The sequence below is a fragment of the Cupriavidus sp. 291-E7 genome, from assembly GCF_057798835.1.
The window spans coordinates 142,884-158,226 of the sequence record NZ_JBYOJV010000011.1; the positions used below are offsets into that span (position 1 = coordinate 142,884).

Annotated in this window: 11 protein-coding genes; 3 read left to right on the forward strand and 8 right to left on the reverse strand. The window is 64.2% G+C overall.

Features of this window, described 5'->3' with window-relative positions; translation table 11 throughout:
* Positions 1-10: 10 nt before the first annotated feature.
* The 3 genes from AC3FLX_RS20385 to AC3FLX_RS20395 all read right to left on the reverse strand — a co-directional run bounded on the left by AC3FLX_RS20385 (position 11) and on the right by AC3FLX_RS20395 (position 2,269).
* Positions 11-706: a nitroreductase gene (locus tag AC3FLX_RS20385; RefSeq protein WP_488699116.1), complete on the reverse strand. Its 696-nt coding sequence runs from the start codon at positions 704-706 to the stop codon at positions 11-13.
* Between the two features lie 47 nt (positions 707-753).
* Positions 754-1,197: an acyl-CoA thioesterase gene (locus AC3FLX_RS20390; RefSeq protein ID WP_488699117.1), complete on the reverse strand. Its 444-nt coding sequence runs from the start codon at positions 1,195-1,197 to the stop codon at positions 754-756.
* 124 nt (positions 1,198-1,321) lie between these two features.
* Positions 1,322-2,269, reverse strand: coding sequence for a histone deacetylase family protein (locus AC3FLX_RS20395; RefSeq protein WP_488699118.1), 948 nt, complete (start codon positions 2,267-2,269; stop codon positions 1,322-1,324).
* 459 nt (positions 2,270-2,728) lie between these two features.
* On the opposite strand from AC3FLX_RS20395, the gene phaP1 reads away from it, so the two are divergent.
* Positions 2,729-3,307 carry a TIGR01841 family phasin PhaP1 gene (gene phaP1 / locus AC3FLX_RS20400; protein WP_488699185.1) on the forward strand — a complete coding sequence of 193 codons (579 nt, stop codon included), beginning with the start codon at positions 2,729-2,731 and terminating at the stop codon, positions 3,305-3,307.
* Between the two features lie 286 nt (positions 3,308-3,593).
* On the opposite strand, the gene lpdA is transcribed toward phaP1, so the two are convergent.
* From lpdA to aceE, 4 genes are all read right to left on the reverse strand, one after another.
* Positions 3,594-5,372, reverse strand: a complete 1,779-nt coding sequence (lpdA, locus tag AC3FLX_RS20405) for a dihydrolipoyl dehydrogenase (protein ID WP_488699119.1) — start codon at positions 5,370-5,372, stop codon at positions 3,594-3,596.
* Between the two features lie 39 nt (positions 5,373-5,411).
* On the reverse strand, positions 5,412-6,044 hold the full coding sequence (locus AC3FLX_RS20410) for an MFS transporter (RefSeq protein ID WP_488699120.1): 633 nt from the start codon (positions 6,042-6,044) through the stop codon (positions 5,412-5,414).
* Positions 6,045-6,107: 63 nt separating this feature from the next.
* Positions 6,108-7,739 (reverse strand): dihydrolipoyllysine-residue acetyltransferase, encoded by a 1,632-nt coding sequence (gene aceF / locus AC3FLX_RS20415; protein WP_488699121.1) that lies wholly within the window; start codon positions 7,737-7,739, stop codon positions 6,108-6,110.
* Positions 7,740-7,942: 203 nt separating this feature from the next.
* Complete coding sequence (aceE, locus tag AC3FLX_RS20420) at positions 7,943-10,630, reverse strand: pyruvate dehydrogenase (acetyl-transferring), homodimeric type (protein ID WP_488699122.1); 2,688 nt, start codon at positions 10,628-10,630, stop codon at positions 7,943-7,945.
* A 432-nt stretch (positions 10,631-11,062) separates the two neighbouring features.
* On the opposite strand from aceE, the gene AC3FLX_RS20425 reads away from it, so the two are divergent.
* Together AC3FLX_RS20425 and AC3FLX_RS20430 are read left to right on the forward strand one after the other, a co-directional pair.
* Entirely contained in the window at positions 11,063-13,657 is a 2,595-nt protein-coding gene (locus AC3FLX_RS20425) for a PAS domain S-box protein (protein ID WP_488699123.1), read from the forward strand.
* A 138-nt stretch (positions 13,658-13,795) separates the two neighbouring features.
* Complete coding sequence (locus tag AC3FLX_RS20430) at positions 13,796-14,428, forward strand: response regulator transcription factor (RefSeq protein ID WP_488699124.1); 633 nt, start codon at positions 13,796-13,798, stop codon at positions 14,426-14,428.
* Between the two features lie 109 nt (positions 14,429-14,537).
* Here the strand turns inward: AC3FLX_RS20430 and AC3FLX_RS20435 are convergent, their stop codons facing one another.
* Positions 14,538-15,236 carry a hypothetical protein gene (locus AC3FLX_RS20435; RefSeq protein ID WP_488699125.1) on the reverse strand — a complete coding sequence of 233 codons (699 nt, stop codon included), beginning with the start codon at positions 15,234-15,236 and terminating at the stop codon, positions 14,538-14,540.
* Positions 15,237-15,343 lie beyond the last annotated feature (107 nt).

Genomic DNA, 15,343 nt, shown 5'->3' on the forward strand with positions numbered 1-15,343 from the left:
TCAGGGCAAATCAGGAGAGGAAACGCACGAACCCGCTTACCGGTTCACGCTCGGTCGTCAATTGATTGGCCGTCGCGGTCCGATCCGCATAGCCAAGCGACATACCGCAAACCACCATTTCCTCTTCGGTCAGCCTCAACTGCTCCTTGATGATCGCGTGGAACTGCGTGAACGCCGCCTGCGGGCAGGTATCCAGGCCGCGCGCGCGTGCCGCCACCATGATGCTCTGCAGGAACATGCCGTAGTCGAGCCAGCTGCCCTGCTCCATGATCCGGTCGATCGTGAAAATCAGGCCGACAGGCGCATCGAAGAAACGGAAATTTCGCGCGTGCTGCTCATGCATGCGCGACTTGTCCTCGCGCCGGATCTCCAACAGGCTGTAAAGGTCCCAGCCAACCTTGCGGCGGCGCGACAAATACGGATCGACCCATTCGCGTGGATAGTAGGGATACTCCTCGCGATACTTCGCATCGCGCTCAGGATCGTCATAGGCAGCCAGCACGTCCGCGCAGAAACGCACCTTTGCGTCGCCCGACAGGACGTAGACCTTCCACGGCTGCGTGTTCGTGCCCGACGGCGCCCGGCTGGCAACCGCAAGAATTTCCTCAATGGTCTCGCGCGGCACTGGTGTATCCAGGAAGGCGCGGACCGAACGGCGTGTCGTGATGGCGCGATCGACAATCGCAGCGTCATCTGCGTTCGACATGCTCTGTAGTCTCCTTAGGTTCTGTTCAGGCTCTGTTCAAGCCCTGTTCATTCTGGCTGGCCCACGACCAGCGCCTGCAATGCCTGGCGCAACGCCGGCGACAATGCCACCGGCCTGCGCGTTTCGCGGTCCACGTACACGTGCACGAAATGCCCCTGTGCCGCCGCGACATCGTCGTCGTTGCGGAACAACCCCACTTCATAGCGCACGCTCGAATTCCCCAGCTTCGCCACGCGCAATCCCGCCACAACCGTATCGGGAAAGCTCAGCGACGAGAAGTAGTTGCACTGGGTCTCGATGACGAGGCCAATCGTTGCGCCTTGCTCGAAGTCGAGAACGCCTTCCCGGATCAGATACGTGTTTACGACGGTGTCAAAATAACTGTAGTAGACAACGTTGTTTACGTGGCCATAGACATCGTTATCCATCCAACGTGTGGTGATGGGCTGTAAGTGCGCATACGCACCGCGGCGATCGGGTTCGGATTTCATCGGAAGCGTTCCTGGACAGCAACGGGTGAACACGGATTAGCGCTGCCGCAGCCACACGGGAGGACCGTATGAGCGCACGGCAGACCACAAGGTTCCCAAGATTTTGCGATGCACGAAACGTGCATCATGCAGCCGCCACGGTAGCGTGGGATGCGGCGCTGCCATCCAGCACGCGATAGCGCGCGTGATACCCGGCAGCAAGCCTGACGGTTTGCGTGTGCACGGCCACCGTGTTCTCGATCCGATTGCCATATCCGCCTGCCATCGCCACGGCAATCGGCAGGCGTTGTGACAAGGCAAAATCGAACACCATCGTGTCGCGCCGGGCTAGTCCCGCCATCGTCAGACGCAAGCGTCCCAGCCGGTCATCCTCATGCGGATCGGCGCCGGCCAGATAGATCAGGAGGTCGGGGGCGAAGCGCGCCTTCAACGTGTCGAGCGCATTCGCCAGCGCGGCGGCATAGCCGTCGTCATCGCAGCCATCGGGGAGTCCGACATCCAGATCGCTGGCTTCCTTGCGGAATGGGTAGTTCTTCTCGCCGTGCAGCGACAGGGTGAATACGGTGGGGTCGTCGCGCAGGATCGATGCCGTGCCGTTGCCCTGGTGGACATCGAGGTCGATCACCGCGACGCGTCGCACATGGCCGTCGCGCTGCAGTTGGCGCGCGGCAATCGCGGCATCGTTGAACACGCAGAAGCCACCGCCCTTATCGGCATAAGCGTGATGGGTGCCGCCGGCCAGGTTGACGGCAATTCCCTGCATCAGCGCGGTGCGGCATGCGGCGATCGTGGCGCCCGCAGACCTGCGCGAGCGCTCAACCATCTCATGCGACCAGGGAAAGCCGATCTCGCGCTGGCGTGCCGCGTCGAGTTGCCCGGTGGAAACGTCGGCGATATAGCTGGCGGTATGGGCCAGCGCCAACGCATCGTCACCGGCGCGCGGCGCTTCGTGCAATTGCAGCTCCGGCACCTCGCGCACCACGGCATCACGCAGCATGCTGTATTTGCGCATGGGAAACCGATGGCCGGGTGGCAGCGGCAGGACGAAGTGGTCAGCGTAGAAAGCTAGCATCAGGCGGGGGGCGCTCGGGGGTCAGGGCCTGCAAGTGATGCGTGAACATCATATGCCGACCGGACAGTCAGCGATGGTAGCACTGTGAACGCGCCGGCGTGGCGGGCGCGGTGAAACGCCCGTTTTTCTCGCGCCGCACCACTCGTTTTACGCCCACCCTAGATCGGGATAAACCCTTACCAGAGGCCGGATAGTGGCCCTCACTGCCTTTCCTGGCACCTTTCTCCCACTATTTTTTGTGCGACGCACAAAAACCGCTTGACTCCCATCGCCGAATTCTTAGAATTGGAATTGTTGCGGCGCATCAAAGCGCTGAGCCTCTCGGAAAGAGCGTTCAGCATCGCGCCGATGAACACGAAGGTACGCTCGGGCTGGCCGGACATAGAAGTCATGGCTTTGACATCTGGGCGGCTTAATTTCACTCTGCTTGACCTTGAAGTTCACCACTGGAGACCAGCAATGATCCTGACCCCTGAACAAGTTGCAGCTGCACAAAAAGCCAACCTCGAGACCCTGTTCGGTCTGACCTCGAAGGCCTTCGAAGGCGTCGAGAAGCTCGTCGAGCTGAACCTGCAAGTGGTCAAGGCTACGTTCGCCGAAAACGTCGACAACGCCAAGAAGGCCCTGGGCGCCAAGGATGCACAGGAACTGCTGGCCATCCAGGCTTCGCTGGTGCAGCCGGTTGCCGAAAAGACCCTGGCCTACACGCGCCACCTGTACGAAATCGCTTCGGAAACCCAAAGCGAATTCACCAAGGTTGCTGAAGCCCAGCTGGCCGAAGGCACGAAGAACGTGCAAGCCCTGGTCGACAACTTCGCCAAGAACGCCCCGGCCGGTTCGGAATCGACCGTAGCCATCGTGAAGTCGGCAATCTCGGCTGCCAACAACGCCTACGAGTCGGTCCAGAAGGCCACGAAGCAGGCTGTTGAAATGGCCGAAAGCAACTTCCAGGCTGCTGCCACCGCCGCTACCAAGGCTGCTCAGCAAGCCAGCGCGACGGCTCGCACCGCCGCCAAGAAGTCGACTACCGCCGCCTAAGGCTCCGTAGTTCTCCAGCGTACCGGCTCCGGCCGGTCCGTTGGCAAAGCGCCCGCCCCCGCGGATATGGGCGTTTTGCCAACGGAAGCGATTTGATCGCCCTGTACCGATGTCTCCTCGGTACCGATTCCAAAAGGTATCGTTCGAGCCCGGCCCTGCCAGCAGGTTGCCGGGCTTTTTTTCGCCCGTTTGAAGTTTGGTTGGAATGCTTGGCAGTTAATTGCTAAATCGACCCAAAAAAGAAACCCGCCGGCTGGCGGGTTTCCTTGCTGTGCGACAGGCCAGATCAGCGCTTGCGCGGCGGCGGCACGTCCGTGCAGACGCCTTCGTAGATCTCGGCGGCCATGCCGATCGATTCGCCCAGCGTCGGGTGAGGATGAATCGTCTTGCCGATATCCACGGCATCGGCGCCCATCTCGATGGCCAGGCACACTTCGCTGATCAGATCGCCCGCGTGGGTGCCGACAATGCCGCCACCGATGATGCGGTGCGTTTCCTCGTCGAAGATCAGCTTGGTGAAGCCTTCGTCGCGGCCATTGGCGATGGCACGACCCGACGCGGCCCACGGGAACACGCCCTTGCCGTACTTGATGCCCTGCGCCTTGCACTGCTCTTCGGTCAGGCCGGCCCAGGCCACTTCCGGATCGGTGTAGGCCACCGACGGAATCTGCTTCACGTCGAAGAATGCCTTCTCGCCGTGCGCGGCCTCGGCGGCCACGTGGGCTTCATGCACGGCCTTGTGCGCCAGCATCGGCTGGCCGATGACGTCGCCGATTGCAAAGATATGCGGCACGTTCGTGCGCAGCTGCTTGTCGACCTCGATGAAGCCACGGTCGGTCACGGCCACGCCAGCCTTCTCGGCACCAACCTTCTTGCCGTTCGGCGAGCGGCCCACCGACACCAGCACGGCGTCGTAACGCACCGGCTCGGCCGGAGCGCCCTCGCCTTCGAACTTCACGTAGATGCCATCGGGCTTGGCTTCCACGCCAACCGTCTTGGTCTTCAGCATCACGTTGTCGAAGCGATGCTTGTTCATCTTGTCCCAGACCTTGACCAGGTCGCGGTCGGCGCCCTGCATCAGGCCATCGAGCATTTCCACGACGTCGATGCGCGCGCCCAGCGTGCTGTACACCGTCGCCATTTCCAGGCCGATGATGCCGCCGCCGATGACCAGCATCTTGTTCGGGATGTCGCGCAGTTCCAGCGCGCCAGTCGAATCGAAAATGCGCGGATCTTCCGGAATGAACGGCAGCTTCACAGCCTGGCTACCGGCCGCGATGATGGCTTTCTCAAAACGGATCACCGTCTTCTTGCCATTGATCGCCTTGCCGTCACCCTCGGTTTCCTGCACTTCCATATGGTGCGGGTCCAGGAACGTGCCGATACCGCGCACCACCTGCACCTTGCGAGCCTTGGCCATGCCGGCCAGGCCGCCGGTCAGCTTGCCGACCACGGTTTCCTTGTAGTGACGCAGGCCATCCAGGTCGATCTTGGCTTCGCCGAACAGGATGCCGTGCGCGGCCAGGGCCTTCGCCTCGTCGATCACGGCAGCGTTGTGCAGCAGTGCCTTCGACGGAATGCAGCCCACGTTCAGGCAGACACCGCCCAGCGTGCCGTAGCGCTCAACCAGCACCGTGTTCATGCCGAGGTCGGCCGAACGGAAAGCAGCCGAGTAGCCGCCAGGGCCGGCGCCCAGCACGAGCATGTCGCACTGGATGTCGGCGCTGCCGCTGTGCTTGGCGGCCGTGGGGGCCGCAGCCGGTGCAGCGGCCGGGGCCGGTGCGGCTGCGGGCGCGGGGGCAGCCTTCGGTGCCGGGGCAGCGGCTGCGCCGCCTTCCACCGTACAGATCACGGTGCCCTTGGCCACCTTGTCGCCAACCTTGACCTTGACGTCCACGACCTTGCCGGCCGCCGACGACGGCACTTCCATGCTGGCCTTGTCGGACTCCAGCACGATCAGCGACTGCTCTTCCTCGACCGTGTCGCCGCTCTTGACCAGCACTTCGATCACTTCCACCGCGTCGAAATCGCCGATATCCGGCACCTTGACTTCGATCACACTCATGCTTTTCCTCCTGGGATGCGCGCCCTGCCCGCTCTGGGCTCAGGCCGCGCCGTCTTTGTTGGTTGCCGCGCCGCCGGGCTGCTGGGGCGTCTCATGGGGTGCCGCAGAAATCTTCACCGTATGCACATCGATCGGGCCGGCCGAGCTCTTGTCGAATTCGATCCCCGCCTCGACCCCGATCCGCGCAATGTCGCCCGCGCCCATTTCAGGCCGGTCGTACATCGCATGCATGGCACCGAGCGCATAGTTGCGGCCCGAGCCGATGCCCCAGAAACGGTCGAACGAAAACACCTCGCGGTAGGAATAGACACCAAAGATGCCGCCCGGATTGGCGATCAGGCAAACGATCTGCGATGACTCGTAGGGGTCGTCCTCGTCTTCCTTGGTGTTGATGAAATACTCGTTCTTGAGCTTTTCATGCACCTTGAGGAAGGTCCGGAACACGTCGTCGCGGGTCATCAGGCGGCATTCGTCGCCCATGCCCGTCAACAGCGCGCGCATGACCGGGAAATGCGCGGTGGTACCCGCCAGCGCAACAAAGCTGTCGCCCACGGGAATCACCTTCTGGTTGCGCTCGTAGGCACGCGACAGCCGCGTATCGCCGAACGTCACCAGCGCATCGGCCGCGATCGCCACCTCGTCACCCTTGCGTACAACAACGCAGGTAGTCATGGCTCGCCCCTTGGAATCAGTGCGGACAAACCCGCCGGACCAGCCGGCGGGTTGCTTCGGTACTTAGAGCAGGATGCGGCGGAAGTCCGCCAGCAACGCCGCGAAGTACGTATTGAAGCGTGCAGCCTCGGCGCCGTCGATCACGCGGTGATCCCACGACAGCGACAGCGGCAGCGTCAGGCGCGGCGCAAACTGCTTGCCGTCCCAGACCGGCTTCATGTACGACTTGCAGACGCCCATGATGGCCACTTCCGGTGCGTTGATGATCGGCGTGAAGTACGTGCCGCCAATGCCGCCCAGCGACGAGATCGAGAAGCAACCGCCCTGCATCTGGTCCGGCTTCAGCTTGCCGTCGCGCGCCAGCTTGGCCAGCTCGCCCATTTCCTGGCTGATCTCGATGACGCCCTTCTTGTCGGCGTCCTTGATCACCGGCACGACCAGGCCGTTCGGCGTATCGGCGGCAAAGCCGATGTTGAAGTACTTCTTCAGCACCAGGTTGTCGCCGTCCAGCGAAGCGTTGAAGTTCGGGAACTTCTTCAGCGCCGCCACGGTGGCCTTGATCATGAACGCGAGCATCGTGACCTTGATGCCGGCCTTCTCGTTTTCCTTGTTCAGCTGCACGCGGAACGCTTCCAGGTCGGTAATGTCCGCCTCGTCGCAGTTCGTGACGTGCGGGATCATGACCCAGTTGCGATGCAGGTTGGCGCCCGAGATCTTCTTGATGCGCGACAGCGGCTTCGACTCCACTTCGCCAAAGCGCGTGAAATCGACCTTCGGCCACGGCAGCAGATCCAGGCCCACGCCCGAACCACCGGCAGCGGCAGCGCCGGCCGGGGCAGCGGTCTGGCCGCTCATCACGCCCTTGACGAAGTTCTGCACGTCCTGCTGGGTGATACGTCCCTTGGGGCCGGTACCCGGCACGCGCGACACGTCCACGCCCAGCTCACGCGCGAACTTGCGCACAGACGGGCTGGCATGGGCGGCCTTGCCGGTCGCGCCTTGCACAGGCGCGGCAGCCGGGGCCGGAGCGGGTGCAGGTGCGGCGGCGGGAGCCGGCGCGGGAGCAGCTGCGGCAGGTGCCGGAGCCGGAGCAGCGGCGGCCGGTGCGGCGGCAGCGGCACCACCAGCGGCTTCCAGAATCAGGATCAGCGTGCCTTCCTTCACGTTGTCGCCGACCTTGACCTTCACTTCCTTGACGATGCCGCCTTGCGGGGCCGGCACGTCCATCGTGGCCTTGTCGGACTCCAGCGTCACCAGCGCATCTTCGGCGTTGATCTGGTCACCCGGCTTCACGTGGACTTCGATCACGGGCACGGCGTCGTAGTCGCCGATATCCGGAACCTTGACTTCGACCGTGCCGCCACCGCCTGCCGGAGCGGCGGCGGGAGCCGGCGCCGGTGCGGCAGGCGCCGGAGCGGGCGCGGCGGCCGGCGCGGGTGCCGCGGCGGCAGCGCCTGCCGGCTCCAGCATCACCAGGACCGTGCCTTCGGCCACGTTGTCGCCGACCTTGATCTTCACTTCCTTGACCGTGCCGGCCTGCGGCGACGGCACGTCCATCGTGGCCTTGTCCGATTCCAGCGTGACCAGCGCGTCTTCCGCGTTGATCTGATCGCCCGGCTTCACATGCACTTCGATGACGGGGACGGCGTCGTAGTCGCCGATGTCCGGCACCTTGATTTCAATCGCTTGACTCATTCAGTGTCTCTCCTGGGCAGCCGGCACCCTGGTTCGTTACGCTCAACACGACAAACGCAATCGGCGAGGTTACTCTCGCCGCACGCATCTGTCACGCTGCCGCGCATCACCTGCGCCGTGGGGCGCCGCCGGGCCAGCCGGGGGCGCCCCGCGGCACGGCGGGGTGCCGCGCTGCGGGGGTTCAGTCGTGCAAATCCGGGGAATCAGACCGACATCGGGTTCGGCTTGCTCGGGTCGAGGTTGTACTTCTTGATGGCTTCCGCCACCTTTTCACGACCGATCGCGCCTTCGTCGGCCAGCGCCTTCAGCGCGGCCACCGTCACCCAGTTGCGGTCCACTTCGAAGAAGTGACGCAGCTTCTCGCGGGTATCCGAGCGGCCGAAGCCGTCGGTACCCAGCACCACGTAGCGGCGCGGCACGAACGGACGGATCTGCTCGGCAAACGCGCGGATGTAGTCGGTCGATGCGATGACCGGGCCACGCACGCCCTTGAGCTTCTGCGCGACGAACGACTCGCGCGGCGCCTCGGTCGGGTGCAGCAGGTTGTGACGCTCGGCGGCCTGGCCTTCGCGGGCCAGCTCGGTGAAGCTCGGGCAGCTCCAGATGTCCGATTCCACGCCCCAGTCCTTCTTGAGCATTTCGGCGGCGGCAATCACCTCGCGGAAGATCGTGCCCGAACCCAGCAGCTGCACGCGCGGCGCATTGCTGTTTTCCACGCCCTTGCGGAACTGGTACATGCCCTTGACGATGTCCTTCTCCACGCCAGCCGGCATTTCCGGATGTTCGTAGTTCTCGTTCATCACCGTCAGGTAGTAGTACACGTCTTCCTGTTCGGCATACATGCGGCGCAGGCCGTCCTGCATGATCACGGCCAGCTCGTACTGGAACGTCGGATCGTACGAGATGCAGTTCGGGATCACGGCGTGGAACACGTGCGAATGGCCGTCCTCGTGCTGCAGACCTTCGCCGTTCAGCGTGGTCCGGCCCGACGTGCCGCCCAGCAGGAAGCCGCGCGAACGCATGTCGGCAGCCGCCCAGCACAGGTCGCCGATACGCTGGATACCGAACATCGAGTAGTAGATGTAGAACGGGATCATCTGCACGCCGTGCGTCGAATACGACGTGGCGGCGGCGATCCAGTCGCACATGGCGCCGGCTTCGTTGATGCCTTCCTGCAGCACCTGACCCGTCTGCGATTCCTTGTAGAACATCAGCTGGTCATGGTCTTCCGGCACGTACTTCTGGCCTTCCTGGTTCCAGATACCAACCTGGCGGAACAGACCTTCCATACCGAACGTGCGCGATTCGTCCGGCACGATGGGTACGACGTGCTTGCCGATCTGCTTGTCCTTCAGCAGCGTGTTCAGGATACGCACGAAGGCCATCGTCGTGGACACTTCGCGGCCTTCGCCGGTGGCCTTGAGCAGCGCGTCGAACGCGGACAGCTCGGGCACCTTCAGGGCGTCGGCCTTCTGGCGGCGGGCCGGCAGGTAGCCGCCCAGGTTCATGCGCGCCTGGCGCATGTATTCCAGTTCCTTCGAGCCTTCCTCGAACGTCAGGTAGGGGACTTCTTCCAGCTTGTCGTCCGGCACCGGGATGTTGAACTGGTCGCGGAACGCGCGGATGGCGTCCACCGGCATCTTCTTCTGCTGGTGCGCCACGTTCATGGCCTGGCCGGCATCGCCCATGCCATAGCCCTTGATGGTCTTGGCCAGGATCAGCGTCGGCTGGCCCTTGTGCTCGCTGGCCGCCTTGTAGGCCGCGTACACCTTGTGCGGGTCATGGCCGCCACGGTTCAGGCGCCAGATGTCGTCGTCGGACCAGTCGGCGACCATTGCCTTCAGTTCCGGCGTGTTGAAGAAGAACTCGCGCACATACGCGCCGTCCTTGGCCTTGAAGGTCTGGTACTCGCCGTCCACGCATTCCATCATGCGCTTCATCAGCAGGCCCTTGGTGTCGCGCTGCAGCAGCTGGTCCCAGCGGCTGCCCCACACCACCTTGATCACGTTCCAGCCCGAGCCGCGGAATTCCGACTCCAGCTCCTGGATGATCTTGCCGTTGCCGCGCACCGGACCGTCCAGGCGCTGCAGGTTACAGTTGATCACGAAGACCAGGTTGTCCAGCTTCTCGCGGCCAGCCATGCCGATCGCGCCCAGCGATTCCGGCTCGTCGGTCTCACCGTCGCCCAGGAAAGCCCAGACCTTGCGGCCTTCGGCGTTCACCAGGCCGCGGCTGCCCAGGTACTTCATGAAGCGCGCCTGGTAGATGGCCATGATCGGACCCAGGCCCATCGACACGGTCGGGAATTGCCAGAAGTCCGGCATCAGCCACGGGTGCGGGTACGACGAGATGCCCTTGCCGTCCACTTCCTGGCGGAAGTTGTCCAGTTGCTCGACCGTCAGGCGGCCCAGCAGGAATGCGCGCGAGTACACGCCCGGGGCCGAGTGGCCCTGCACGAAGACCAGGTCGCCGCCGCTCTGTTCCGACGGGGCACGCCAGAAATGGTTGTAGCCCACGTCATAGAGCGTGGCCGCCGAGGCAAACGACGAAATGTGGCCGCCGACGTTGGTGTGCTTGTTGGCGCGCAGCACCATTGCCATCGCGTTCCAGCGCGTGTACGAGCGGATGCGGTGCTCGATATCCTGGTCGCCTGGAATGCGGGCCTGCTGCTCCACCGGAATGGTGTTGATGTACGGCGTTTCAGCGTGGAACGGCTGGGTCACGCCGTTCACGCGAGCGTATTCGATCTGCTTGTCGATCAGGAAGGCGGCGCGGTCGGCGCCTTCAGCGTTCAGGACGCCCTGCAGGGCATCCAGCCATTCATGCGTTTCCTGGGGATCTGCGTCGTTGGCGCTGCTGGCGCCGAGGATCTGCTCTGGTACAGCGGACATGACTGTCTCCTGGGTAAATTCCTGCCCCGGCGCCCGCCCGGTATGGCGGATATCGGTTGGCCGGTCTGACGGTTTTGACGTCGCGGCGAAAGCCTTGCCTTTCTTGCCCTGGCATCGGTTCACTGGCCAGAGCAGGGATCTTTCTCGTCGGGTCGCATCGCCCGGATCCTCAAGCTCAGGCGCATGGCTCCGCCCGCATAGTTCGGTCGAAGCGATTCTATGGAAGCACAGCAACGGCTGACAAGCGAAATTTTCAGATTACGAAGTCCTTTCTTATAATGTGAAATATTGCGGCAGTGCACCAGAAAGCGGCCGACGGCGCCGGAACAGGGCCTGCCGGAAATCAGCATTCTCCTGTGCCGGATAGGCGCTTTCCCCAAGCGACGCACCGCAATAAAGCCGATACACTGGCCGGTCGACCGTCAATCCCCTATGCAGTTCTTCAACCGAATCCTCTCCGGCCTGCGCACGGCCATCCTGCCACCGAACTCCGCCGGCACTGTCAGCGATACCTCCCACGGCGTACCGCCGGGGGTGGCGCATGCCGGCCACGGCGACCCGCACACCGAGCACGGCGACCATCCCGACGTCATGGAGCCGCTGGCCGCCCCGCCCCGCCGCCTGTGGATCATGCGCTGGCGCAATCTGGTGGCGACCAGCTGGTTCATGTTCATCCCGCTGGTGGCGATCGTCCTGTTTACGGTGGCGATGGGGGTCATCCTGTGGTCACTGCACGAAACCGAACGCCAGCAGCAGCGCGACGCGCTGTACCGCGACGCCGCCTGGGCGCAGCAGCGCGTGCGGCTGTCCCTGCTGAGCAACCAGGACCAGATGGCCTCGCTGGCGCGTGACATCGCCGCGGCGCAGCTGGACCAGGGCGCCTATCGCACTGCCGCGCAGGAAATCCTGCGCGAAAACCCCGAAATCGTCTTTATCAACTGGCTCGACGCCACCAAGCGCGGCCGGTGGTCGCTGCCCTCCACCTCCGAGTTCGCCGGGCGACTGCGCGAAACCGTGGACCAGCCGCTGGAACCCGAAGTCCTGGACACCTTCGACGCCGCGCGCGAGACCCAGCGCGTGGTCTATTCGCGCCCGCTGATCAACGACCGCGGCGACAGCTTCATGCTGATGGAAGTGCCGATCGTGCGCGACAACGAGTTCCTGGGCACCCTGGGCGCGCTCTATTCGATCAACGGCATCCTGACGCATCTGCTGCCGCCCGAGCTGACCGAGCGCTATCGCTTCTCGCTGATCGACAAGAACAACCAGACGCGCGCCAGCACCTCGGTCCGTCCGGTGCCGGGTAACGCGTTGTCCTATGAAGTTCTGCTGGACCCGCCCGGCCATTCGCTGTCGCTGCGGGCCGACGCCTATCCGCCGCCGTCGAACCTGCCCAACAACATGCTGCTGTGGCTGGTGGTGGGGCTGTCGTGCTTCCTGCTCTGGAGCCTCTGGAGCATGTGGCGTCATACGAGCCGCCGCTCCGAGGCGCAGCGCGCGCTGCTGGCCGAGACATCGTTCCGGCGCGCGATGGAAAACTCGATGCTGATCGGGCTGCGCGCACTGGATCTGAACGGCCACATCACCTATGTGAATCCGGCGTTCTGCCGCATGACTGGCTGGTCCGAGACCGAGCTCGTGGGCCGCATGCCGCCCTTCCCCTACTGGCCGCCGAACGACCAGCAGGAAATGCAGAAGCAGATCGACCTGACGCTGCAGGGCAAGTCGCCGGCCACCGGCTACGAGATGCGCGTGATGCGCCGCGACGGCAGCAGCTTCTTCGCCCGCATGTACGTCTCGCCGCTGGTGGATAGCCGCGGCCGGCATACGGGCTGGATGAGCTCGATGACGGACATCACCGAGCCCAAGCGCGCCCGCGAGGAACTTGCCGCCGCGCACGACCGCTTCACCACGGTGCTGGAAAGCCTGGACGCCGCGGTCTCAGTGCTGGCGACCGACAAGGCCGAGCTGCTGTTCGCCAACCGCTACTACCGGCAGCTGTTCGGCTGGGAGGCCGAGGGCCACCTGAAGCTGGCCGGCGACGACTTCGACAAGGAGCAGATGTCGAGCGACAACACCGACTTCGTCGACGCCTACGCCGGCCTGCCGGCTTCGGAACTGATGCCGTATGCATCGGATGCGCGCGAGGTGTTCGTGCCAGACATGCAGAAATGGTTCGAAGTGCGCCGCCGCTATATCCAGTGGGTGGACGGCCATCTGGCGCAGATGCAGATCGCTACCGACATCACGGTACGGAAGGCCGCCGAGGAAATGGCGCGCCAGCACGAGGAGCGGCTGCAGTTCACGAGCCGCCTGACCACGATGGGCGAGATGGCGTCGTCCCTGGCCCACGAGCTGAACCAGCCGCTGGCGGCCATCAACAACTACTGCATGGGGGCCGTGGCCCGCCTGCACTCAGGCCGCAGCACGCCGGAAGATCTGATCCCGGTACTCGAAAAGACATCGGCGCAGGCCGTGCGCGCGGGCACCATCATCAGCCGTATCCGCGGATTCGTGAAGCGTAGCCAGCCGCAGCGGCGCGAGGCCGCGCTGCATGACATCGTGGCCGATGCGGTGGGCCTGGCGGATCTGGAAGCCACGCGCCGCCGCGTGACCATCCTGACCCGGCTGCCCGCCCCGCCCCTGATGCTCTATGTGGACCCGGTGCTGATCGAACAGGTGCTGGTGAACCTGCTCAAGAACGCCGTGGAAGCGATGGCCGGCCTGCCGGCGATGCGCGCCGCGGGCGTGGTCCGGCTCCACGCAAGGGTCGAGAACATTGAGTTCGGTCAATCCGTCTGCATTGACGTCATCGACCAGGGACCGGGGGTGGACGAAGCCACCAAGGAGCGCCTGTTCGAGCCGTTCTTCAGCACCAAGTCGGACGGCATGGGCATGGGCCTGAACATCTGCCGCTCGATCATTGAATCGCACCAGGGCCGTCTCTGGGTAGAAAACAATGTGGACGGTATCGGTTGTACGTTTAAAATCACCCTGCCGCTGCAGCCTGCGCTACCCGAACAATAACGGGAGCGCCCCTGGGCATGCCGGGCGTCCCTCTGCCGCGGGGCATCGGGAGGCCGTCCGGATCATTTGTCTGGGGGTGTTGCGCACCGCCGCATGCAGTTACACTTCGTTGCAAACGACTTTGCCCCAGGAGACTTCATGACCGCAACGCCCAGCCCAACGCCGCATCGTGGCGAGACCGTCTTTATCGTCGACGACGATGAAGCGATGCGCGACTCGCTGACCTGGCTACTAGAGGGCAACGGCTACCAGGTGCGCAGCTTCAACAGCGCCGAGCAATTCCTGTCTGCCTACGATGCCGGTGCGGTGTCGTGCCTGATTCTCGACGTGCGTATGCCGGGCATGAGCGGCCCGGAGCTGCAAGAACGCATGATTGCCGAGAACATCGATATTCCCATCGTCTTCATCACCGGCCACGGCGACGTGCCGATGGCGGTTTCGACGATGAAGCGCGGCGCCATCGACTTCATCGAGAAGCCTTTCGACGAGTCGGAACTGCGCGCGCTGGTGGAACGGATGCTGCAGAAGGCCCGCACCGACCATTCCGCCGCCCGCGAGCAGCGCGCCGCCAAGGACCTGCTGGCCAAGCTGACCACGCGCGAGCAGCAGGTGCTGGAGCGCATCGTGGCCGGCCGCCTGAACAAGCAGATTGCCGACGACCTGGGCATTTCCATCAAGACCGTGGAGGCGCACCGCGCCAACATCATGGAAAAGCTCAACGTCAACACCGTGGCCGACCTGCTGCGGCTGGCGCTGTCGCGCAATAGCTGATCCGGCTGATGCGCCGGCTGGCCCCGTGCATGGCCACGGGGCGGCCGGCGACGCCGTTGCGGACCACCCTTCGCGGTCCGCCCCCGACTTTCGTGCTTCCCCCGCTTTCCTACTTTCCCTCCAGATATTCGGCATCGGCGAACGTCACGACCCATTGCGGCCGGTAGATGACGAAGATGGCCACCAGCATGCCGGTCAGGAATGCCTCGCCAAACGCGATGATCACCACGCCGGTCAGCCGGTCGCCGACGGTCAGGCCGACATCGCCCGCCTGCCCCGCCAGCATGAGCCAGGCCAGACGCAGGACCCCCGCGACGATGGCCGCCACCAGCGCGGCAAAGTATCCGTGACCAAGGATGAAGATAAACAGGTGCCGTGGCAGCCAGTGCCGCATCGTGGCCTGCAGGCCAGCCGTGAGTAACCCAGGCACGGCCGCCATCCAGATGAAGCGCGGCGCGAGCGATACCCAGTGGATGTCCTGCCACGCCTGCCCGGACAGGTAGGCGAGTCCGATCAACGAGATCACATTGGCGATCGCCAGCGACACCAGCGCCAGCGGCAGGCCGAACATCGTCACGGCCAGCGTCGCCCCCATCAACTGGATCACCACGCCGCCGCCCAGCGTGGCCCGCGCCGACCAGAGCAGCGCCAGGAACACCAGGGTGCCCAGCCAGGCATGCTGGATTGGCTCGCGCAGCAGCAGCCGCCACGGACGCTGCGCCACCGCCCAGGCAAGCACCGCCACCGCCAGGGTCGGCAACGGCCAGGTCGCCAGCAATTCCGGAATTGAAGATTCGTCGATATCCATCGCGCGATGCTAGCAGCCGGCGGGCTGTCGCCGCTTGCATCGCATCAACCCGGCTCCGAAAGCTGGCTAGCCTTTATAATTCGGCTTTTGCTCGCGCCCCCGCCGCC

Excerpts from the sequence above, each read along its gene's own strand:
- AC3FLX_RS20385 (WP_488699116.1), bottom strand. The coding sequence starts at position 706 with ATGTCGAACGCAGATGACGCTGCGATTGTCGATCGCGCCATCACGACA.
- AC3FLX_RS20390 (WP_488699117.1), bottom strand. The coding sequence starts at position 1,197 with ATGAAATCCGAACCCGATCGCCGCGGTGCGTATGCGCACTTACAGCCC.
- AC3FLX_RS20395 (WP_488699118.1), bottom strand. The coding sequence starts at position 2,269 with ATGCTAGCTTTCTACGCTGACCACTTCGTCCTGCCGCTGCCACCCGGC.
- phaP1 (WP_488699185.1), top strand. The coding sequence starts at position 2,729 with ATGATCCTGACCCCTGAACAAGTTGCAGCTGCACAAAAAGCCAACCTC.
- lpdA (WP_488699119.1), bottom strand. The coding sequence starts at position 5,372 with ATGAGTGTGATCGAAGTCAAGGTGCCGGATATCGGCGATTTCGACGCG.
- AC3FLX_RS20410 (WP_488699120.1), bottom strand. The coding sequence starts at position 6,044 with ATGACTACCTGCGTTGTTGTACGCAAGGGTGACGAGGTGGCGATCGCG.
- aceF (WP_488699121.1), bottom strand. The coding sequence starts at position 7,739 with ATGAGTCAAGCGATTGAAATCAAGGTGCCGGACATCGGCGACTACGAC.
- aceE (WP_488699122.1), bottom strand. The coding sequence starts at position 10,630 with ATGTCCGCTGTACCAGAGCAGATCCTCGGCGCCAGCAGCGCCAACGAC.
- AC3FLX_RS20425 (WP_488699123.1), top strand. The coding sequence starts at position 11,063 with ATGCAGTTCTTCAACCGAATCCTCTCCGGCCTGCGCACGGCCATCCTG.
- AC3FLX_RS20430 (WP_488699124.1), top strand. The coding sequence starts at position 13,796 with ATGACCGCAACGCCCAGCCCAACGCCGCATCGTGGCGAGACCGTCTTT.
- AC3FLX_RS20435 (WP_488699125.1), bottom strand. The coding sequence starts at position 15,236 with ATGGATATCGACGAATCTTCAATTCCGGAATTGCTGGCGACCTGGCCG.